Source organism: uncultured Parabacteroides sp. (assembly GCF_905196875.1).
Lineage (GTDB): Bacteria > Bacteroidota > Bacteroidia > Bacteroidales > Tannerellaceae > Parabacteroides.
Map to the genome: position 1 here is coordinate 1 of NZ_CAJJWO010000082.1, position 22,616 is coordinate 22,616.

Here is a 22,616-nt window from a genome sequence, read left to right on the forward strand (position 1 = left end):
TATCAAAATCGTCTACCAGTAATTCAGGAGTCATTATTTTACCGTCGATACCCTCGATGTAGTTATCCGGCATGCTTATCTTTTTGGTATTATTATATCGGTTTAATTCAGTCTTTATGGCAAAAGGTAAGGCAAGATTGCCAGAAAGACCGTTGTCAGGAGTTGCATTACCTGCCGTACATCCCAGATGTGCTTTGGTATTTTCCTGAGTCTGGATTGTTGTAAAACGGGGACAGAAAGAGTAACACAAATTAATACTTCCCGCATCATTTATTTCTCCGGCTATCCCTCCGACAGAAACATCATTGTTGTCACATTCTGTCTCTGCAGTTAAAAAATCCATAACTGCGAAGACGATACTAATTGATATTTTACAATTTTCATTCTTACAACCGTAACCCAATATACCACCAACAGATGCTCCGGTCGGAGTTCCTGTGCTTCCTGCCGGTTCGTAGGCTGTTATCCCGTTACCTTCTACATAGCAATCTTTAATCTCGACAGTACAGTTACTCACACTGTTTATACAAGCCGCAATTCCACCGGCATAACGAAACCCTTTTATTCCCTTCTCGCCTAGAAACAGGGCTAAGTTGGAAATAGATTGTGTTTTATTCGACTCGTTACCGACTAATCCGAACAGTCCGGCATATAATGGTTGATCCGGATTATATTCAACTACTAAATTTTTAATAACAGAGTAACCGCCATCGAAACTACCTTTAAAATATTTAGGGGAAGACTCGTCCCAATTTCCTATCGGTGTCCAGTTGTGGTTATCCAAATCGATATCCACTGTTAAAGTGATTTTGCAACCTTCAAAACCGGTTTCACCGGAACTGCCGGTGACAGTGCCATCGTTAACAGTTTTTGCTACCCACGCCAGTTCGGCGGCTGAAGCGATGTCTAATTTTGTGTTGCCCGGCGTCCAACCTGCCGGTTGTGTAGCTGTACTGCCATCCCATGTACTACTGGTAATGATCTGTTGTGCCCGTATCCCGTTGGGCATCATCCATAAAAAAGCCGCCAGACAGAGGAGGCGGATAACTAATAGTAACTTGTTTCTCATACTGATACTGTTTTTATTATATATTTCTTTGTGTTCATTCTTTTAATATTTATTAGTTGGGGGTATGTCGACAACGTTATCGACTCCGATGTCGAAGCCTCTGTCGATACAGATGTCGACAACGGTATCGAGGTAGGTGTCGACAATGGTGTCGAGGGATATGTCGACAACAGCTTCGATATCCCTCTCGACAGTAGCTTACTCGATAACCGGACGGTCATCTTCGCCGCCACCCGGCTGACTACCTACACTCAACAATATAGGGAATTGATACGTACGCGGTTCTTTAACGAGGGTGTAGCTGGCACCTGCCTGCGTGGTAATACTCAGCAGATACTGTCCATCGGCTAAAGCCGGTATCTGAATAATGATCTGCGAGGTCGTGTTCGATACGATCAGGCTGACTTTGACAGGAGTCTTGTCGGCTCCGTCGGGAGTGAAGTAAACGCCTACCGACGGATCGTCGCCCTTCAGCAACAGTCCTGATCCGGCGATAATACCCGGAGCATTCGGGGTCAATACCTGGCTGACAGACTTGGTAGTCGAGTCGGTGAAGCCGTTGATAACCGGGCCTGTCTTGGCCTTGCGGAAATTGGGGACCAATAATTTTAAACCACTAAGCAAAGCCTTGCCGGGCGTATAAGTGACACCGAATTTATGTATTTCCGCATTGAAGATGGGAGTTTCCCCTTCCAACGGTCCGCTGAAATTGAGTAACCATTGGCCTACACCGTCCACCACGCTTTTTCCTTGTGCGATGGCTTCCACTTTAATATCGTCGGCCATGCCGAGGATGTTCAAAATTGTCTCCGGGCGGTACTCGGTACGAGCCTTGACAATACGGTCGGCAATATCCGAATTATGGATAGTACCGGTGATTGCAACTTTCCCGGAGAAATCGTTTGCTTTTTCTGTCAGTACGTTATCGTACAGGTCGACAGTGAGAATTGTTTTTTCTGCCATGATATTATTATTAAATGTTGTGTTCGTTGATAAGTTCGGGTAAACCCTGATGTTTGGGTAGAAACAGAGGGTGAAAATCGGTGGATTTTCCCTCTCTAATGCATACAAAATGCTTTGTTGATATACTGTCTATCATATCTTTGGAAAATAGATTAGTTCGTTTAGAACTATGGAAAACTATATGATATATAAGGTTTGTATTCATTCAATGTGGTTGAAATGTCGTCTAAATCCTAAAAATTGCTGTTTGATTGGATGTGATATCTATTCTCGTATGGCACCAGAGGGGGATAAAAAGCATTTAATAGGAGTCGTTTGATCAAGGTAAAATATCGCTATGCTATGAAATATTTGTTATCAGTAAGTGCTATTTAATATGTTTTGTTACCTTTGCACTCATTAGTAACAGAGTTCTAAACGAACTTCGTCTATTTTCATCCAAGATATCCCTAATTGTGATTTGCTTCAAAAAATAGTAAGGCGGGGACTGATAAAATCGCCTTGGATTGATTATATTTGCATGTGAATATAAATGTATAAATCCTATTGCCTTATGAAAGATAATTACATCCGCTTCGACTGGGCCATCAAACGGCTATTGCGTCAGAAAGCCAATTTCGGTGTGCTGGAAGGTTTGTTGACCGTGCTGTTGGATGAAAAAGTAGAAATCATTGAATTGCTGGAAAGCGAAAGCAATCAACTGACTGTCGACGACAAATTCAACCGGGTAGATATCAAGGCTAAAAACAGCAAGGGGGAGATCATCATCGTAGAGATACAGAATACGCGTGAGATTTATTATCTGGAACGTATCCTCTATGGTGTAGCCAAGGCTATCACCGAGCATATATCGCTGGGCGATAGCTATCATGAAGTAAAAAAGATTTACTCGATAAGTATTCTTTATTTCGATATCGGTAAGGGAAACGACTATCTGTATCATGGTCAGAACATCTTCACAGGCGTGCATACGGGCGACCGGCTGGAGGTAACCGCCAAAGAGAAAGATGCCATCATACGCAAACTTCCGTCGGAAGTCTTCCCTGAATACTATCTGATTCGTGTGAATGAGTTCAACCAGGTAGCGGTAACTCCGCTTGAGGAGTGGATAGAATACCTGAAGACCGGAAGTATTCGTCCCGATACTACTGCTCCCGGACTAGGCGAGGCGCGTGAGAAACTTCGCTATTACGACATGACTCCCGAAGAGCGTTATGCGTACGACGAACATATCAATGCGATCATGATACAAAATGATGTGCTCAGTACGGCAGCTTTGGAAGGTCGGATGGAGGGCCGAATGGAGGGTCGGATGGAAGGCATTCAGGAGGGTCGGATGGAAGGTATTCAGGAAGGCCGTCAGGAAGGTGAACTCCGTAAACAAAAAGAGATTGCAGCAAATATGAAACAGCTTGGTCTGGCTATTCCGCTTATTTCGCAGGCAACGGGCTTGACTCCCGAAGAAATAGAAAAGCTGTAATATATCCTATAAAACTATTTTTCTTTAACCCCTCAATATCTACACTCGAGATATTGAGGGGTTTTGATACATTCCCTGATATGTTCTAAAACTATCTTTTTCCTTTCCCCAATCTCTTGTAATATCTTTTGTATAGTGTATCTTTGTCATTTAAAATAGCCATGACAGTAATGAGCCACATTAATATACAGAAAAACACCTATTTACTATTGTTTCTTTTCTCTTTCCTGTCCATAAGAGGACATGCGGAGTTAAATCCCGAATCATACAATTTTACTTATATAACGGCCGATGACGGGCTGGCTCAGAATACCGTCGATTATATCTATAAGGATAGTCGTGGTTTCATGTGGTTCGCTACCTGGAACGGACTGAATCGCTTCGATGGGTATGATTTTATCCGTTACGATGCGCAGTCAGGCAGGAATGCACTGAACAGCCTTTTTGTGCGTACCCTGGTGGAGGACGACCGTCAGCACCTTTGGGTAGGTACGGAAGAAGGTGTTAACGTCATCGATCTGGCTTCCGGGGAAGTATGTAATTTCAATCATTCCCGTCAGGTTTCACACCCCGTCTTTTCCTCTGTCATCAATGCTTTCCTGAAAGACCGCCAGGGACGTATCTGGATCGGATTTAATAAAGGATTGGCTATCGCCTCGTTGAACGAGCGGAACGATCTGGCCGAAATCGAACTGATACAGGAGGGTGTAGAGGCGAATGTGAATGCCCTTTGTATGGATGAGGAAGGGACGGTCTGGGTCGGATATGCCAACGGACAGGTCGGTACTGTCAAAAATCTGTCCGGCAACACTTTCAGTCTGACTCAGGTAATGCAACCGTTCGGCGAAGTGTTATCCTTCTGTCCGGATGGAGACAAGCTCTGGATCGGGGGAGGGACAGGGCTGATGTGTTATAACCGCCGGTCAGGTGAAAGCCGGCTGTACACGAACGACCCGAAAGACAATCATTCGCTGATACAGAATTATATAAAAGATATGGCACTCGACGAAGAGGGTAACCTGTTCGTAGCAACCTATAAAGGCCTTTCCATCTATAATAAACAGGCGGATAACTTCCTGCAGATAGCCAGCGACCCGGGTAGCCCGGATCATCTGAACAATCATTTTGTCAACTCCCTTTATGTGGAACCGACGGGGATACTCTGGATCGGGACGGAAAAAGGGGGAGTGAACAAGATGATCCGCAAGGAGGTAATGTTTGATCTGTACCGTCATGACAGTAAACAACCTGCCTCGCTTTCCGCCAATCCGGTGAATGCCATTTATGAAGATAGTCGGGGCACTTTATGGATCGGAACGGTTGAAGGCGGACTGAACAAGCGGAATGCCGATAAAAAGACTTTCAACCATTTCATCCACCAACCGGGCAATCCGTCTACTTTATCACATGATGCGGTTTGTTTTATAGCCGAGGGTGACGGTTATCTCTGGGTGGCAACCTGGGGAGGCGGTATCAACCGGATGAAGCTGGACAGGGAAGGGGTGTTTGAACATAATACCTCCTTTGTCAAAGAGGGGGCGTTCATCAGCGACTTTATTTCCTGGATGGTCTATGATCCTGTTCGGAACGGTATGTGGGTTGCCGGATCGAAAGGGCTCGACTTCTATGACGAAGCCACCGGATCGGTAAAGCATGTGCTGAATACTTCGGAACCGGACGGACTAAACCGGCAGATAACGTCTGTGTCGGGTATCTATCTGGATAGTTCGCGCCGCTTGTGGGTAGGAACGGAACTGGGGCTTCATTGTATCGACCTGAACCGCTCGGATGTAATGTTAGGCAGGATCGTATCCGAACGTTGCCGGGTGTTGTCACCGGAGAGGCAGTCGTCGCGCCGTGAGAAGATCAACTGTATCTTCGAGTCTACCGACAAGACGGTCTGGCTCGGAACCTATGGCAATGGCCTTTTTCGGCTGACCGGACGGGAGAATAATCAGTATATGTTTAAAAACTACGGGACTGAATCGGGGCTCTCGGATAATGTTATTTATGCGATAGAGGAGGACGGTTCCGGTAATTTATGGTTAAGCACCAACCGGGGCGTAACCAGTTTCTGCCCGCAGACGGAACGGGCTACGGCCTATTATACGACCGACGGTCTGCCCAGTAACCAGTTTTATTGGGTAGCTTCCGAGCGTACCTCCGACGGTAAGTTGCTGTTCGGAAATGTGGAAGGGACTGTGATATTCGACCCGGTGATCCGTAAATCGGATACGGCCGAGCTGAAGGTGACGATCATTGGCGGCCGTTTGTATAATGAACCTGTCAATCCCCGTATACTCTCCGGTAAGTGGAACCTGAGAGAGCAGGATAAATCTATCTCGATCGAGTTTGCTAGCTTATATTATGTGTCTCCCGAAAAGATACGTTACGCTTACCGGCTGGAAGGGTTTGATGCCGATTGGGTGGAGGTGGAGTCGAACCGTCGTTTTGCCAGTTACACGAACCTGCCTGCCGGGGATTATACTTTCAGAGTGAAATGTACGAACCCCGCCGGGGAATGGTCCGACCACGTCACGGAGCTGGATATCCGGGTGACGCCTCCTTTCTATAAAGAGAAATGGTTCCTGGCCGCCGTGCTGGTAATCGTTATCCTGCTGTTTTATTATTTCAATGAGATGCGTATCACCAACCTGCGCCGACAGAAAGAGCTATTGGAAAAGAAGGTGGAAGAACGGACGCATAAGATCGAAATGCAGAAGGATGAGATATTGACCCAGAAGAGGGAGTTGGAGGAATCCGACCGCCAGCTTCAACGGGCTACGCAGGATAAGATCAATTTCTTCACTAATATCACCCACGAGTTTCGTACCCCGCTGACGCTTATCCTGGGGCCGATCGAACAGGCGCTGACGCTCAGCCGGAACCCGAAAGTGATCGATCAGCTGACGTTGGTACGCAAGAATTCCAAATATCTGCTTTCGCTTGTCAACCAACTGATGGATTTCCGTAAGGCGGATGCCGGAAGCATGAAGGTGAACAAGACACCGGGTAACTTTACTGAGTTTATCGAGTCGATCGTCCTGCCGTTTAAAGCCCTGTCGCAATCGCGCGGCATACGGATCGATGAGGGCTACCGGATCATGCAGCCTTGTTTCTACTTCGATCCGGACCTGATCCGGAAGGTATTGATTAACCTCTTGTCGAATGCTGTCAAATTTACTCCTGACAACGGAGGTATCCGTTTATCGGCTGCTTTACTCGATAGAAAAGCAGCCGATAAACGGCAAACGGTATGTAAATATCTTTATATCTCGGTAGGGGATACCGGAATCGGCATTCCTGATGATGTAAAGGCGTTGATCTTCGAACGTTTCTACCAGGCGGACAATCAGACCACCTATCCGGTCTACGGGCAGAGTGGTACGGGGATCGGCCTGTTCCTCTGCAAACAGATCGTGGAGTTGCTGGGTGGTTCGATCACGGTAAAAAATAATCCTTTGAGCGGCACTACCTTCCGTCTTGTTTTACCGTTGACTGCCGCCGATATGGATGTGGAGACAAACAGTGAATATTACGTTTCCCCGGAGGTTTACGACCGTACTGCTGATGCTGCCGCCGAAGATTATGAGGAAGAGCGCGAACCTGTGGATCAGAACAAACCGCTGTTACTCGTGGCAGAGGACAATCCCGACATGCGGGCCTTTATCAAATCGATATTGGAAGACAAATTTACGGTCATAGAGGCCTCCAACGGCGACTTCGCCTTGAAAAAGACATTGAAGTATTTGCCCGACTTCATAATCTCCGATATTATGATGCCTGTTATGGACGGCCTGGAGTTTTGTAAGAAGGTAAAGAATAATTTCTCGACCTCCCACATCCCTGTCCTGCTGCTTACAGCCAAGACATCGACGGATGTTCGCATCGAAGGATATAAAGTCGGGGCCGACGGCTACATCGCCAAGCCTTTCGATGCAGAGCTGCTGGTAGCCCGTATCAATAACATGCTCGAAAGCAAGAACCGCCTGCACAAAGCCTTCGGAAGCAGCCTGGATGTAAAGGCGCTCGATATACAGGAAGAGTCGCAGGATCGGAAATTCCTCGACAAGCTGATGGAGGTGATACAGGAGAACTATCAGGACGCCACTTTCGATGTGGCAGAGTTGATCGAGAAGATGCACATGAGCAAAAGCCTGCTTCATAAGAAACTGCAATCGTTGGTGGGGCAGTCGGCCGTGAAAGTGATCCGTTCTTACCGTCTCACGAAAGCGAAAGAACTGATGGATGCAAAGGCCGGCGGACAGGTTTCCGTATCGGAAATAGCTTACGAAGTCGGCTTCAACGACCCGAAATATTTCACCCGTTGCTTTACTAACCAGTATGGAATGAGCCCGAGTGAATTCTTAAGCAATTGATTGCTTTCAAGCGGCTTTTGTATGGTTATGTCGAAAATATCCTTACATTTGTCTTCTAAAATATTATGAACGTTAATTAAAATAACATGCAAAACACAAACTCTTCTTCAAAGGGGTATCTATTTCCCCTGGTGGTGATCGGCATCTTGTTCTTTATGATCGGATTTGCCCTCGGTATTAACGGATTGATCATTCCGTTCCTGCGTACAGCCCTGGATCTGACAACAGCTGAGTCTTATCTGGTATTGGCTGCAACCTTCTCGACCTTTATTATATTCGGATATCCCAGCGGACTGGTGATAAAAGCGATCGGATATAAAAAGACGATGATTCTTTCTTTCTTGTTCTTTGCTGTGGGATTGTATTTGTTTATTCCTTCTGCGGAGAATCAGAGCTTTGCTATGTTCTTGCTGGCTTCTTTCATCAGTGGTATCGGTAATACCATGTTGCAGGCAGCTGTAAATCCGTACATCACGATCTTAGGCCCGATGGAAAGTGCAGCTACCCGTATGAGTATGATGGGTATTGCCAATAAGGCAGCCTGGGCGATCGCTCCGATCTTCCTGGGTATCTTCCTGAACCTGGGCGATGTAAAACTGGAAGATATCAAGCTTCCGTTCTACTTCATTTCCGGTATCTTCGTGTTGCTGGGCATTCTGGTCGCCTTCGTTCCGCTGCCTGAAGTAAAAGCCGAAGGAGAAGACGAAAACGATGAGACGGCAGCTTCCTCGTATGCTGCTAATAAGACAAGCATCTGGCAGTTCCCACACTTGCTTCTTGGCCTGGTATCACTACTGTTCTACGTGGGTGTCGAAACGTTGGCGATGGCTAGTATCGTAGACTACGCGACCTCTTTGAATCTGCCCGATCCGCAGGTGTATACCTCTTACACGGTGATCGGTATGGTGATCGGTTATCTGGTCGGCGTATTCTTTATCCCTAAATATATTTCACAGGAACGGGCGATGTTTATCTGTGCGATTATCGGTCTGGTCAGCTCTTTGCTGATTGTCCTGACTCCGATGAATATCTCAATTTGGTTCGTAGCCGTATTAGGTTTGGCCAACTCGCTGATGTGGCCGGCTCTGTGGCCGATGGCAATGAAAGACCTGGGTAAGTTTACCAAGACAGGTTCTTCGTTGTTGGTAATGGCTATCGTGGGTGGAGCTGTATTCCCCTTGCTGTTCGGTTGGTTAGCCGACGTATCCGGAAATATGCAGCAGGCTTATTGGATTTGCTTCCCGGCTTACCTGATGATTTTCTATTATGCATTGAGCGGACACAAGATCCGTATCTAAGCTGAATAAGATATAAAGAAAAAAGCCGTAGACGGATGATCCCGTGTACGGCTTTTTTCTTTATATGTTGTTTTCAGCTAATACTTCCGCAAACGGTTTGTCGGTCAGCCTGCTTTCTATCCAGGAAAGTATATCGAATGATTTGAGTAATTGTTTTTCGTATTTATCCTGCCTGATCTTTGTGATTTCTTTCTGGAACTGTATCCATAATTTGCTTTGTGACTTTTGATAGGCAGGCAACGGATAAGCCATGACAAAACGGAATAGTAGTTCCTCTGTTTGATAGCTTTCTTCCGTGGGAGTACCTTTATTGATCAGGTCGAACAGGAGAAGGTAGTTCTTTTCACCGCTTTGCAAATTGGCATATAGGCGGAAATATCGTTTTTCCGCTTTCGTGAGCGATTGGATAAGTAGGATCAGGTGATCCGGATTTGTGTATTTCATATCTGTATCGGATTGTTCTTTGTAAAATCCAGAGTTATATCGTACAACGAAATTAAACAAAGTTTTCAGAATGTATGGGAGGAAACTTCTTTTTCTATTATAGTTACTATAATTATAAACATATCGTTTGTGAATGATGTTTCTAGTTGTATAGTATTGCTCTATAGTTGTTTATGTGCTATTTCCGGATACGGATAATCGATTTGGGTTTATCTGTAAGAAGAAATTATTCATAGTACAATAGAGATTATAAAGTTATATTTGTATCGCTTCATTGCAGACTTTAAATTTTATAGATATGAACACAGAACAGTTAGACCGTCATAATATCCTTGTGGTGGGTAGTAGTAATACGGATATGGTTATTAAGGCCGGACATCTTCCTCGTCCGGGAGAAACCATTCTGGGTGGAACTTTCTTTATGAATCCCGGAGGAAAGGGTGCAAACCAGGCCGTTTCCATTGCCCGCCTGGGAGCTTCCGTTACTTTCATTTGTAAGACGGGTAGTGATATTTTCGGGCATCAGTCACAGATGCTTTTTGAAGAGGAAGGCATTAATACTTCCTATATCTTTTCTGATTCGGAACATCCTTCCGGCGTAGCATTGATAACAGTAGACCAGCATGCGGAGAACTGTATCGTGGTGGCTTCCGGTGCGAATGCCAATTTATTACCTTCCGATCTGGCAAAAGCAGAAGAGGCGATCGACCAGGCCGATATCGTCCTGATGCAACTGGAGATTCCGATGGAAACCGTAGAATATGTGGCGGAAATCGCTTATCGAAAGAATAAAAAGGTAATCCTGAATCCGGCACCTGCACACCCGTTATCTCCCTCATTGTTGAAGCATCTATATATGATAACCCCGAACGAAACAGAAGCAGAAATGATTTCCGGAGTCAGGATAACCGATCAGGAATCGGCCATTGAGGTAGCCCGTGTACTTTCGGGGATGGGGGTCCGGAATGTTATAATTACCCTGGGTTCAAAGGGTGCTTTAGTGTATTGTGACGAAGGAGTTGAACTTGTGCCCGCCTTGAATGTAGAAGCAGTAGACACAACCGCAGCGGGTGATGTTTTTAACGGAGCTTTGACCGTTGCTTTGTCGGAGGGACGAAACCAGATGGAAGCTGTCCGTTTTGCTTGTAAAGCTTCAGCAATTTCGGTAACCCGTGTCGGGGCACAGTCTTCTGTCCCTTACCGGAATGAGGTGGATATATTTTAATATTATCGATAGTTCATTAATAAATAGTAATACCATGAAGAAATCATTTTTAGTAGTTTGTATGCTTGCCGCTCTTATTTCATGTAACGGCAATAAGTCGAAAAAAGATTTGCAGGCGGTAGAAAAACAACCGGTAAGTCTTATTTTTGATACGGACCTCGGCCCCGATTATGACGATGTGGGAGCAATGGCTGTTATGTATGCACTGGCCGACAGTGGTTACGTGAACATACTCGCAACCTTGTCATCTAACCATGATGAACAGGTCGTACCTTGTATAGATGTGCTGAATACCTATTTCAACCGTCCTGATATTCCGCTTGGAAGTCCTAAAAGCGAAGGCGGTGTAACTATGACTTCCGGCCATAAAATAAAATGGACGGAGGTTTTGCCAGCCAAGTATCCTCATAAGATAAAGAAAACATCAGACGCTCCGGATGCTGTTCAGGTATACCGGAAGATACTGAGTTCGCAACCGGATAATAGTGTGGTGATTTGTACGGTTGGTTTCTTTACCAACCTGAAAGATCTGTTACTCTCTGCCGGTGACGAGTATAGTCCGTTATCGGGAAAAGAACTGGTGGAGAAAAAGGTAAAACGCCTGGTGTCGATGGCTGGCTTTTTCCCTCAGGGACGTGAGTTTAACGTGTATTGTGATACACCGGCCTCTAAAGTTGTAGCTGAACAGTGGCCTACGGAAATTATTTTTAGCGGTTTTGAGATCGGAGATGTTATATTAACCGGGAAGAAGTTGGCGGCTTCCGATATTAATAATAGTCCGGTGAAGGATACTTATGCTCAATGTTTTGCAGAAGGAGATCCGGATGGACGACAGAGTTGGGATCATACGGCTGTGTTAGTGGCGGTGAAGGGTTACGAACCTTATTATGATGTGGAAAGGGGCACTTTCAGTATCATCGATAATGAAGGTACTAACTCCTGGATACCGGATGTCGCAGGTAAACATCTTCGCCTGATCGAAAAACTGCCTCCTGCACAGATGGCTGGGATAATTGAAAATTATATGATGCATCAACCTTTCTCTAAATAAAATTGTATTATGTTTATAGTTAACAGTTATTCATTAGCGATTGTCTTCTGTGTGATCACTATGCTTTGCTGGGGTTCATGGGGTAATACGCAGAAACTTGCCTCCCGGACATGGAGATATGAGTTCTTTTATTGGGATTATGTATTGGGCGTTCTTTTGTTTTCTATCCTTTCTGCTTTTACTTTAGGCAGTTTCGGAGCGGAAGGACGAAGTTTCTTACCGGATTTGGTACAAGCGGATGCTATCAATATCGGCGGTGCGTTTCTAGGTGGTATCATCTTTAACGCGTCAAATATTTTACTGTCTGCCGCTATTGCCATCTGCGGTATGTCGGTCGCGTTTCCTGTCGGGGTCGGTTTGGCATTGGTTCTGGGAGTCCTGATCAATTATTTTGGAGCGGCTAAAGGGGAACCTATGTACATCTTTGCCGGAGTCGCTTTGATAACGGTAGCTATTATACTGAATGGGCTTGCCTATAAAAAGGCACTGGTGGGTTCGAAGAAAGTGTCGGGGAAAGGCTTGTTTATCTCTGTTGCCGCCGGGGTGATTATGGCATTCTTTTATCGTTTTGTTGCCGCTTCAATGGACCTGGATAATTTCGCCAATCCGGCAGCAGGAAAATTAACACCTTATACGGCCGTCTTTATCTTTGCCTTAGGTGTTTTTGCCAGTAATTTTCTGTTCAATACAATTGCAATGAAGAAACCTGTCGAAGGGGAGCCCGTTTCCATTTCCGGTTATTTCAAAGGAAATATGAAGACTCACCTGGTAGGTATTTTAGGTGGTGTTATTTGGTGCATCGGGCAATCATTCAGCCTGATTGCATCCGAAAAGGCCGGAGCTGCTATATCCTATGGCTTGGGGCAAGGGGCAACATTGGTTTCTGCTTTATGGGGAATTCTGATCTGGCACGAGTTTAAGGGGGCTCCCAAATATTCGGATTATCTGAATTTGGGCATGTTCATTTTATTTGTTATTGGTTTGGGATTCCTTATTTACGCGGGAGCTTGATTTCTATTCTACCTGTGAATACAGAGGGGATAAAGGGTGTTTTTACAGACTCTTTATCCCCTTTTTATTAGGGAATACAGAAAATTTCAGGAAAAAGCCGTACATTTGTCTTAGTTTCTTGTTTATTGGGTATAGTATATAACTAAAAAAACAGGTCTATGAAAGAAGAAGGTGATGTATTTAAGAAATTTCGGGATTCTTTTAGTAAGATGAACGGACGTTTCCATATATTAGAACAGCGTGTACCGGTCGAACTTCAGATGGAGTATTTCAAATATTCCGAACAGGTTCGGAAAGGTAAATTGAAGCAAGATTTGGATGATATGGATTATATAGCCTTCCGTGAAAGTCTGTCTGATCCGGAGGCGACAACCGATCATAAGAGATATGTATTATCCATGTTGGCGACTTCCCGTCAGGTAAAAGCGTACCGAATGCTGGAAGATTATGTGCAGCATCCGGATGAAGATGTGAGTAACTGGGCTTATATGGCTTTAATGGAAAGTCGCATTTCGCTGGAGTCGGAACTGTCGGACGAGAAACAGATATATATTTCGACCGGTTTAGGTGGAAAAGGCGAGAAGTTGCGTTTCTATGTTTTGATGCTTTCGAAGGACAGGACTCCTTTCCTTGAGTATCAGCGTAAAGTGATAGAACGTGAGTTCGCTTATTTCTTACCTAAAGAAGATTGTGAGATCGAACGTCTGACAATCCATGAACAATATGTTGAACTGGTGTTTTTAATACCGGTACGTGCAGACATCAAGTTAACTCTCGACAGGGTCATCAATGAATGTAATCAGTACGGTGATTTCCTTTCGGATATATTTACGATTACGAACGTAAAAGAACTGACGCAGCAGGAAATTACTGATATTATAAATAAGAATGGAAACAGTAAAACAAGCCATTAAGTATGGTATAGTAGGAGTTGGGAATACTGTTATAACAGCTGTTGTCATCTGGATCATGATGAAGATGCTTGGTTGTTCGGACATTATTTCTAATATAGTCGGTTATGCGGCAGGGGTATTAAACAGTTTTATTTGGAATAAGCAGTGGACATTCCATAGTGATGCAGGCTGGATAAGTAGTGCTGTCCGGTTTGGTGTTGTGTTTGGCGTTTGTTACCTGATGCAGCTGGGGCTATTGATGTATTTGAATGCAAACCTATCGATTGATCCTTATTATAACCAATTGCTGGCTATGGCATTTTATACGGTTATTAACTTTGTAATGAATAAGTTCTATACATTTAAATCATAAATGAATGAAGAAGCTCGCAGTCATAGTCCCCTGCTACAATGAGGAGTTGGTTATCGGCGAATCATATCGTCGTACAAGAGACGCTTTACAGTCGCTCCCTATTGCAACTGAGATTATATATATAAATGATGGAAGCCGGGATAGAACCCGTGAGTTGCTGGATGAGATAGCAGCTTCCGATCCTCAGGTAAAAGTGATCCATTTCTCCCGTAATTTCGGTCACCAGCCAGCGGTGACGGCAGGTATAAACCATTGTGATGCAGATCTTGCAGTCATTTTGGATGCCGATATGCAGGACCCTCCCGAGTTGATTGCCGGGATATTAGAGTTGCAAGAAAAGGAGCATGCGAATGTAGTCTATTGTGTCCGTAAGTCACGCGAAGGCGAAAGCTTTTTCAAGAAAGTTACCTCAAAGGCTTTCTACCGTTTGCTGAATTACATGAGTGATGTTAGTTTTCCATTGGATACAGGCGACTTCCGTATGATCGACCGAAAGATCATGGACCAGTTCGACCGTTTTCAGGAAAGAGGTAAATATATCCGCGGATTGATCAGCTGGCTGGGTTATAAGCAAGTTCCGTTTTATTACGAACGGGAAGCGCGTATAGCCGGTGAAACCAAATATCCTTTCAGCAAGATGTGGAAGTTTGCATCGACTGCCATGCTCTATTTCTCTAAAAAGCCGCTTCGGCTGGCAACCAGCCTGGGATTTATAGCGGTGGTAGTTGGAATTGTCCTGGCGGCATGGTTCACATTAGGCAAAATATATGGTTTTAGTAATGCCGAAAGCGGATGGACTTCCATTATGACTTCAGTTATTTTCTTTGGAGGCGTACAGTTGCTGACGGTAGGCGTATTGGGACAATATGTCGGTATCTTGTTCGACGAGATCAAGGCGCGTCCCGAGTATATTATTGACGAAAAGAAAAACTTCAGATAGATGCTTTTTAGATTTCCTTCGGATGTAATTATATTTTCATCCGAAGGAAATTTTATTTTCTCCCGGAAGGGTTGAAATCAGTCCATAAAAACTTTCCGGTAAATATGACAATAAGGGGTTTCACCTTTCTTGTCGTAATAGTGCTGATGATAATCTTCCCCGATCCAGAACTTCTCGGCAGGTTCCAGAGCTGTCGCAACCTTGTAACCCATACCGGATAATTTCCCGATATATTTATCAGCCATCTCTTTTTGTTCATCGTTGCAATAGAAGATAACAGAACGATACTGGCTTCCTATGTCCGGTCCCTGGCCACCGACCTGCGTGAAATCATGTGTCTCGAAATAGAGGCGGAGTAGTTGTTCGAAACTGGTCTGTGCAGGATCGAAAATTACTTCAACCGTTTCTACATGGCCGGTAGTTCCGGTTTTCACTTCCGGGTAGGAAGGATTATTTAGGGTCCCGCCCATATAACCTACGTGTGTGCTTTCTACGCCTTTTACTTTTCCTAGATGATATTGTGTCCCCCAGAAACAACCGGAAGCAAAATAAGCTGTTTCTTTATGGAATTTATTCTCTAACATAAATCTTACTTTGGGTTTAAATTATTCTGTTTATATTTGTGCAAATATAATCTTTTATTTTGCAATGGATAGCAAGAAATCACTGAGCCCCGCACAAAAAACCGTGGTGGGTGTTCAATTCCTCTTTGTAGCCTTTGGTGCAACAGTTCTGGTTCCTCTACTGGTCGGCATGGATCCTTCTACTGCCCTTTTTACTGCCGGGCTGGGTACATTGATCTTTCATTTAGTAACTAAAGGGAAAGTCCCGATCTTCTTAGGAAGTAGTTTTGCATTCGTTGCTCCGATTATTAAGGCGACCGAACTTTACGGATTGCCGGGAACCATGTCCGGCCTGGTGGCTGTCGGTGCTGTTTATGGACTTATGAGCCTGTTGGTCAAATGGAGAGGAATCGGGTTTATAAAGACTCTTTTCCCTCCCGTTGTAATCGGACCTGTTATCATCCTGATCGGTTTGTCACTGGCCGGTTCCGGTGTCGATATGGCAAAAGAGCATTGGCCGCTGGCGTTGATTGCCTTGTTTACGGCTGTCCTTGCATCATTGTTGGGGCGGGGGATGATTAAACTGATACCTATTTTTTGTGGAATAATTGTCGGATATATTGCCGCCTGCCTTTTCAAGGTGGTCGACTTTGAGCCGATCATCGCTGCCCCTTGGTTCGCTTTACCACAATTCGTAAAGCCGGAGTTGTCGTGGGAAGCAGTGATTTTTATGATACCGGTAACAATCGCTCCGATCATAGAACATATAGGTGACGTATATGCCATCAACGAAGTCGCCGGTAAAGATTTTGTAAAAGATCCCGGCTTACATAAAACAATGCTTGGCGACGGTTTAGCCTGTATTGCTGCCGGTTTGATCGGTGGTCCACCGGTAACTACCTATTCGGAAGTAACCGGTGCTATCTCGCTGACGAAAATAACAGATCCGGCCGTTATCCGTATTGCGGCAGTGGCGGGGATTGTGTTTTCTGTATTTGGAAAGGTAAGTGCATTTCTTAAGTCGATCCCACCAGCTGTATTGGGTGGTATCATGTTGCTTTTATTTGGGACGATTGCGGCTGTCGGTATAAACAGCCTGATACAGAACCGGATCAATCTGGGCGATACACGCAACCTGATACTTGTTTCCCTAATATTGACATTCGGGATAGGAGGCGCGGCATTTGAGTTTGGTGGATTTACAATGGCCGGGATCGGTTTGTCGGCTTTATTGGGTGTAGTACTGAATTTGGTCTTACCCGGCAGGAGTAAATAAAGTAGGTGGACTTCCATATTATATCCATCTCTTAACGCTTCAAACTCTTTGAATCTTCCTTAAAATGTATACCTTTGTGCCGCTTTTTATGTAAGGAAGCGGTTATATGTTTAATTTATAAGGGATAAGGGAAAAGTCTATGCAAAAGTCCGACTGCATCATCAGCGTGGAACATGTGTCTAAATTCTTCGGAGACAAGGCTGTACTGAATGATGTGAATTTGTTTGTCCGCAAGGGCGAGTTTGTAACTATATTGGGACCTTCCGGATGTGGTAAGACCACTTTATTGCGTCTGATTGCCGGATTTCAGACTGCTTCGGAGGGAGAGATCTCAATAGCAGGAAAAGAAATTACACAAACACCGCCGCATAAACGTCCGGTAAATACCGTGTTTCAGAAATATGCGCTGTTCCCTCACCTGAATGTATTTAATAACATCGCTTTCGGCTTGAAACTGAAAAAGCAGCCTGCCGCTATGATTGAAAAGAAGGTAAAACAAGCGCTCAAGATGGTAGGCATGACCGATTACGAGTATCGTGACGTAGACTCCCTTTCCGGAGGCCAGCAGCAACGTGTTGCCATTGCCCGCGCCATTGTAAACGAGCCGGAAGTATTGCTTCTTGACGAACCCCTGGCTGCCCTCGACCTGAAAATGCGTAAGGACATGCAGATGGAGTTGAAGGAAATGCATAAATCTCTCGGTATTACCTTTGTCTACGTTACCCACGACCAGGAAGAGGCTTTGACGTTGAGCGATACCATTGTTGTTATGAGTGAAGGCCGCATCCAGCAGATCGGAACTCCTATCGATATCTATAACGAACCTATCAATTCGTTCGTGGCCGACTTCATCGGTGAAAGTAATATCCTGAACGGATTGATGATCAAAGACAAACAAGTATCCTTTGCCGGCCACGATTTTGAATGTGTCGACGAACAGGCTCCGGTCGACGTCGTGATCCGTCCTGAAGATATTTATATTTTCGACCCTTCGGATGCAGCCATGCTGACCGGAACAGTTACTTCCTCTATCTTTAAAGGCGTCCATTATGAAATGATGGTGCAGACTTCCGAAGGTTATGAATTCATGGTGCAGGATTACCACTGCTTCGATGCAGGTCAGAAAGTAGGTCTACTGGTGAAGCCTTTCGATATCCACGTCATGAAGAAAGAACGTGTATGCAATACCTTCGAAGGAAAGCTGGTCGATCCGACCCATGTGGAGTTTTTAGGCAGTACTTTCGAATGCAAGGAAGTTGCCGGTATCGATTCCGATACACCGGTAAAGGTTGAAGTCGATTTCCGTCATGTTATACTGGAAGATAATGAGGAAGACGGTAAACTGACCGGTGAAGTGAAATTTATCCTTTATAAAGGCAACCATTATCATCTGACCGTGTTTACAGACTGGGACGAAGATATTTTTGTCGATACGACAGACGTCTGGGATGACGGCGACCGTGTCGGTATCCGGATTGCCCCTGAGAACATTCGTATTATTCACAACTAAAAGGAAGGGAAGTGATAAATAAAATATCCGTATTCTTTTTGCGTCGCAGGAACTGGACAATTCCTTACGCATTATTTCTGGCAGTATTCGTAGTTATGCCGTTGCTCCTGATCGTCCTGTATGCTTTTACAGATGCCGAAGGTGCCTTTACTTTTGCTAATTTCCGTAAATTCATGATGCATCCCGAAGCATTGAATACCTTCGTTTATTCTATTGGGATCGCTATTATTACCACCTTGGTTTGCCTGATACTGGGTTATCCGGCAGCCTATATACTTAGTCAGGCACGTTTTAACACCTCCCGCACGATGGTGGTATTGTTTATCCTGCCGATGTGGGTAAACATCCTGATCCGTACGCTGGCAACAGTCGCCCTGTTCGACTTCCTGAACCTTCCGTTGGGAGAGGGAGCGTTGATTTTCGGTATGGTGTATAACTTCCTGCCTTTTATGATCTATCCGATTTACAATACGTTGCAGAAGATGGATCGCAGCCTGATTGAAGCTGCCCAGGATTTAGGGGCGAATCCTTTTCAGGTTTTTATGAAAACAATCTTTCCTTTGTCTATGCCCGGTGTGATGAGCGGTATCGTGATGGTGTTTATGCCGACCGTATCGACCTTCGCTATCGCCGAGTTGCTGACAATGAACAATATCAAACTGTTCGGTTCGACCGTACAGGAAAGTATCAACAACGGAATGTGGAACTATGGAGCTGCGCTATCTCTCATCATGCTCTTATTGATCGGAGTTACCATCTTGTTTACCAATGAGGAGGACAATGCTTCTAATGAAGGAGGAGGTGTGATATGATGACGAAAATAATGGCTAAGGCCTATCTGTGGCTACTTCTTTTGCTCCTTTATTCCCCGATCCTGATCATTATGATCTTCTCTTTTACCGAGGCAAAAGTATTGGGTAACTGGACGGGATTTTCAACAAAGTTGTATAGTTCCTTGTTTACCGGAGGTGTACAACGTTCGCTGGTCGGTGCCTTGTGGAATACATTTGCCATTGCCATGCTGGCTGCGTCTATCTCCACGATACTGGGAAGCATTGCAGCAATAGGTATCTTTAATTTGAGAAGCCGCCCGCGTCAGGTCATGAACTTCACGAATGCCATACCGATGATGAATGCAGATATCATAACCGGGGTTTCCCTTTTCCTGCTGTTCGTCAGCTTCGGTGTATCGCAGGGATTTACTACGGTGGTACTGGCACATATCACGTTCTGTACTCCTTATGTGGTATTGAGTGTGATGCCCCGTCTCAAAAAAATGAACCAGAATGTATATGAGGCAGCCCTCGATCTGGGAGCAACTCCGTTCCAGGCTTTACGTAAGGTGATCCTGCCGGAGATCCGTCCGGGAATGATCAGCGGATTTATCCTGGCGTTCACGCTTTCGATCGACGATTTTGCCGTTACGATCTTTACCATTGGTAACGAAGGACTCGAAACGCTGTCTACGTTCATTTATGCGGATGCCCGGAAGGGAGGTCTTACGCCGGAACTGCGCCCGCTTTCCACCATTATCTTCATCACCGTACTGGTGCTGTTGATCGTGATTAACAAGCGTGCCGATAAAGCCGGTAAGTAACATCAAAGAGGAATAGAAGAATGAAAAGACTGATTAAAATAGTATGTGTGCTGGTTGCTTTTCTGGGTGTCTTATCTTCTTGTGCCCGGACAGATAAGGAACGCAGTAAGATATTAAAGATATACAACTGGGCCGATTATATCGACGAAGAAGTACTGGTTGAATTTCCGGAGTGGTATAAGGAGCAGACCGGAGAAGATATCCGGATCATCTACCAGGTATTCGATATCAACGAGATTATGCTCACCAAAATAGAGCGTGGTCACGAAGATTTCGACCTTATATGCCCTTCTGAATACATCATCGAACGTATGTTGAAAAAGAAGTTGTTGCTTCCTATCGACCGGAACTTTGGTAAAACGCCGGATTATCTCGACAACATATCTCCTTATATCCGGGAACAACTGAATAAGTTGAGCCAGCCGGGTATGGAAACTACCGATTATGTGGTTCCTTATATGTGGGGTACGGCCGGTTTGCTGTATAACAAGAAGTTTGTTACCCAGGATGAGGTGATGACCTGGGATTGCCTCTGGAATCCGAAGTATAAGAACAAAATTCTGATGAAAGACAGTTACCGCGATGCCTACGGTACTGCCATCATCTATGCTCATGCCAAGGAACTGGCTGATGGAACTATTACCGTAGAGCAACTGATGAACGATAACTCACCCGAAGCGATCGCTATCGCCGAGGAGTGGTTGAAACGTATGAAACCCAATATCGCCGGGTGGGAAGCCGACTTTGGAAAGGAAATGATGACCAAAAACAAAGCATGGCTTAACCTGACCTGGAGCGGTGATGCTGTATGGGCTATGGAAGAAGCCGAAGCGGTGGGAGTGGAGCTGGGCTATGAAGTCCCGTTGGAAGGTAGCAATATTTGGTACGATGGTTGGGCGATCCCCAAGTATGCACGTAATGTGAAAGCGGCAAGCTATTTTCTCGATTTCCTTTGTCGCCCCGATATTGCCTTGCGGAATATGGATGCCAACGGGTATGTAAGTGCCGTTGCAACCCCCGAAATACTGGAAGCGAAAATAGATACGACGATCGAAGAGTTCTCCGATCTGAGCTATTTTTTCGGTCCCGGCAACGATAGTATTCAGATCAACCAGGTACAATATCCGGACCGTAAAGTGGTGGAGCGTTGTGCCATGATCCGCGACTTCGGGGACGAAACGGAACTTGTACTTGAGATGTGGAGCCGAGTGAAAGGCGATAACCTGAATACAGGTATTGTCTTATTGATTTTTGCGGTATTCGGACTCCTGTTTGTTTGGGTTGTCTACCGCAGGATACGTGATTATAAACAAAAACAGCGTTACCGTCGCCGCCGTCGTCGCTGGTAATTAGTAATTTGGAGTATGGAAGGAATAAAGAACCTGATTATAGATTTCGGAGGGGTGATTATCAATCTGACCCGTAACCGTTGTGTAGAAGCATTCGAGAATTTTGGCGTGCCTGACGTGCGCGACAGGATATTGAACAGTAAAGACCTCTTTATGCAGATAGAGATGGGAACAATCTCTTCGGCCGAGTTCCGGGATGGTATTCGCCATCTTACCAGCCAGCATCTTACCGACCAGCAGATCGACGCCGCCTGGATTGCCATGCTCGACGATGTACCTGCGTATAAGCTGGACCTGCTGATGGAGCTTCGCTCTAAGTACAACACGATGCTACTCAGCAATACGAACGAGATCCATTGGCTCTGGGCCGAGAAAAATAGTTTTGCCTACAACGGCCATCATGCCAAAGACTTCTTCAACAAGATCTATCTTTCATACGAACTGAATATGGTCAAACCCAATGCCGATATCTTCGAATACGTATTACAGGATGCCTCTCTCGATCCGTCAGAAACGCTTTTCATAGACGATGCCATCCCTAATTGCCGTACAGCCGGATCGTTGGGTATCCGTACGTATGCTCCCCAACCCCGCGAAGACTGGTCGCACCTGTTCCGGTAGGAATACACCACTGCCGGTACGTTAATTAACTCTATTCAGAAAACCAAACGGATTTCAGGCTGTTTCTATAAGCATGAATCTAAACAAATATTTGGTGAGTATGAATAAGTTAGTATTTTCAACACTCTTGTTGGCTGTCTTTCTGGGCAGCTGCTCGAAAGACGACGACTGCCAGTGCGTAAGCGGAAACGATCTGATAAGTCCCGAACTGGCAGATATGACGGTCGTAACAGGTGATGTGACAACTGCATTTACCGGTGTATTGATGGTCTATCCTTGCCAGGAAGACGCAAGTGTTTATTACGGAAATTATACGATTAAAGGCGACCTGTGGCCTGTCAACGCTACCTACTCTATAAAGGACGGATCTGTTTACAAAGCAACCAATCCTGTCAGACTTCCCCTGGGCGATTACAATTTTCTGTACTGGGCACTAGCCAAAAACAGTCAGACCGATTCGGTATACGATGCCTCAGCCATCAAGGAACCCGGCTTGCGCCTGGGATCCGATTTGTCTGATTTATATCTGACGATGTATCAGGAAGATTATAGCGATACGACCTATATGCCGGTC

At 45.1% G+C, this 22,616-nt stretch carries 19 protein-coding genes and 1 pseudogene; 16 read left to right on the plus strand and 4 right to left on the minus strand.

The window, feature by feature from the left end:
• Both QZ076_RS18995 and QZ076_RS19000 read right to left on the minus strand, forming a co-directional pair.
• Positions 1–1,069, minus strand: a pseudogene (locus QZ076_RS18995) (hypothetical protein); the annotation flags it as partial.
• A gap of 198 nt (positions 1,070–1,267) precedes the next feature.
• Positions 1,268–2,035: a DNA-binding domain-containing protein gene (locus QZ076_RS19000; protein WP_365326349.1), complete on the minus strand. Its 768-nt coding sequence runs from the start codon at positions 2,033–2,035 to the stop codon at positions 1,268–1,270.
• A gap of 550 nt (positions 2,036–2,585) precedes the next feature.
• Between QZ076_RS19000 and QZ076_RS19005 the strand changes: the two genes are divergently transcribed.
• From QZ076_RS19005 to gluP, 3 genes are all read left to right on the plus strand, one after another.
• Positions 2,586–3,512 carry an Rpn family recombination-promoting nuclease/putative transposase gene (locus QZ076_RS19005; RefSeq protein WP_293716169.1) on the plus strand — a complete coding sequence of 309 codons (927 nt, stop codon included), beginning with the start codon at positions 2,586–2,588 and terminating at the stop codon, positions 3,510–3,512.
• 170 nt (positions 3,513–3,682) lie between these two features.
• Positions 3,683–7,891: a hybrid sensor histidine kinase/response regulator transcription factor gene (locus tag QZ076_RS19010; RefSeq protein WP_293716172.1), complete on the plus strand. Its 4,209-nt coding sequence runs from the start codon at positions 3,683–3,685 to the stop codon at positions 7,889–7,891.
• An 86-nt stretch (positions 7,892–7,977) separates the two neighbouring features.
• The gene (gluP, locus tag QZ076_RS19015; protein WP_293716175.1) at positions 7,978–9,189 is read left to right on the plus strand and encodes a glucose/galactose MFS transporter; all 1,212 of its coding nucleotides are present in this window, start codon (positions 7,978–7,980) and stop codon (positions 9,187–9,189) included.
• 60 nt (positions 9,190–9,249) lie between these two features.
• Here the strand turns inward: gluP and QZ076_RS19020 are convergent, their stop codons facing one another.
• A complete protein-coding gene (locus tag QZ076_RS19020; protein ID WP_293716178.1) occupies positions 9,250–9,633 on the minus strand; it encodes a hypothetical protein in 384 nt (127 codons plus the stop codon).
• 298 nt (positions 9,634–9,931) lie between these two features.
• Here QZ076_RS19020 and rbsK point away from each other — a divergent pair, with 298 nt between their 5' ends.
• The 6 genes from rbsK to QZ076_RS19050 all read left to right on the plus strand — a co-directional run bounded on the left by rbsK (position 9,932) and on the right by QZ076_RS19050 (position 15,126).
• On the plus strand, positions 9,932–10,858 hold the full coding sequence (gene rbsK, locus QZ076_RS19025; RefSeq protein ID WP_293716181.1) for a ribokinase: 927 nt from the start codon (positions 9,932–9,934) through the stop codon (positions 10,856–10,858).
• Between the two features lie 34 nt (positions 10,859–10,892).
• Positions 10,893–11,909 (plus strand): nucleoside hydrolase, encoded by a 1,017-nt coding sequence (locus QZ076_RS19030; RefSeq protein ID WP_293716185.1) that lies wholly within the window; start codon positions 10,893–10,895, stop codon positions 11,907–11,909.
• A 9-nt stretch (positions 11,910–11,918) separates the two neighbouring features.
• Complete coding sequence (locus tag QZ076_RS19035) at positions 11,919–12,920, plus strand: GRP family sugar transporter (RefSeq protein ID WP_293716188.1); 1,002 nt, start codon at positions 11,919–11,921, stop codon at positions 12,918–12,920.
• A gap of 158 nt (positions 12,921–13,078) precedes the next feature.
• On the plus strand, positions 13,079–13,834 hold the full coding sequence (locus QZ076_RS19040) for a hypothetical protein (RefSeq protein ID WP_293716191.1): 756 nt from the start codon (positions 13,079–13,081) through the stop codon (positions 13,832–13,834).
• Positions 13,809–14,186 carry a GtrA family protein gene (locus QZ076_RS19045; RefSeq protein WP_129734293.1) on the plus strand — a complete coding sequence of 126 codons (378 nt, stop codon included), beginning with the start codon at positions 13,809–13,811 and terminating at the stop codon, positions 14,184–14,186. The genes QZ076_RS19040 and QZ076_RS19045 overlap by 26 nt, the downstream gene beginning before the upstream one ends.
• A 4-nt stretch (positions 14,187–14,190) precedes the next feature.
• Positions 14,191–15,126: a glycosyltransferase family 2 protein gene (locus QZ076_RS19050; RefSeq protein ID WP_293716197.1), complete on the plus strand. Its 936-nt coding sequence runs from the start codon at positions 14,191–14,193 to the stop codon at positions 15,124–15,126.
• Between the two features lie 77 nt (positions 15,127–15,203).
• On the opposite strand, the gene msrA is transcribed toward QZ076_RS19050, so the two are convergent.
• Positions 15,204–15,710 carry a peptide-methionine (S)-S-oxide reductase MsrA gene (msrA, locus tag QZ076_RS19055; protein WP_293716200.1) on the minus strand — a complete coding sequence of 169 codons (507 nt, stop codon included), beginning with the start codon at positions 15,708–15,710 and terminating at the stop codon, positions 15,204–15,206.
• Positions 15,711–15,774: 64 nt separating this feature from the next.
• Here msrA and QZ076_RS19060 point away from each other — a divergent pair, with 64 nt between their 5' ends.
• The 7 genes from QZ076_RS19060 to QZ076_RS19090 all read left to right on the plus strand — a co-directional run.
• The gene (locus QZ076_RS19060) at positions 15,775–16,965 is read left to right on the plus strand and encodes a uracil-xanthine permease family protein (protein WP_293716203.1); all 1,191 of its coding nucleotides are present in this window, start codon (positions 15,775–15,777) and stop codon (positions 16,963–16,965) included.
• A gap of 139 nt (positions 16,966–17,104) precedes the next feature.
• On the plus strand, positions 17,105–18,475 hold the full coding sequence (potA, locus tag QZ076_RS19065) for a polyamine ABC transporter ATP-binding protein (RefSeq protein ID WP_293716206.1): 1,371 nt from the start codon (positions 17,105–17,107) through the stop codon (positions 18,473–18,475).
• Positions 18,476–18,486: 11 nt separating this feature from the next.
• Complete coding sequence (locus QZ076_RS19070) at positions 18,487–19,287, plus strand: ABC transporter permease (protein WP_293716209.1); 801 nt, start codon at positions 18,487–18,489, stop codon at positions 19,285–19,287.
• The gene (locus QZ076_RS19075) at positions 19,284–20,072 is read left to right on the plus strand and encodes an ABC transporter permease (protein ID WP_293716212.1); all 789 of its coding nucleotides are present in this window, start codon (positions 19,284–19,286) and stop codon (positions 20,070–20,072) included. Before QZ076_RS19070 ends, QZ076_RS19075 begins: the two co-directional genes overlap by 4 nt.
• A 20-nt stretch (positions 20,073–20,092) precedes the next feature.
• Positions 20,093–21,421, plus strand: a complete 1,329-nt coding sequence (locus tag QZ076_RS19080) for an ABC transporter substrate-binding protein (RefSeq protein ID WP_293716215.1) — start codon at positions 20,093–20,095, stop codon at positions 21,419–21,421.
• A 15-nt stretch (positions 21,422–21,436) separates the two neighbouring features.
• On the plus strand, positions 21,437–22,042 hold the full coding sequence (locus tag QZ076_RS19085; RefSeq protein WP_293716218.1) for an HAD family phosphatase: 606 nt from the start codon (positions 21,437–21,439) through the stop codon (positions 22,040–22,042).
• Positions 22,043–22,142: 100 nt separating this feature from the next.
• Positions 22,143–22,616, plus strand: a 474-nt coding sequence (locus QZ076_RS19090; RefSeq protein WP_293716221.1) for a FimB/Mfa2 family fimbrial subunit, incomplete at its 3' end; no start/stop codon positions are given.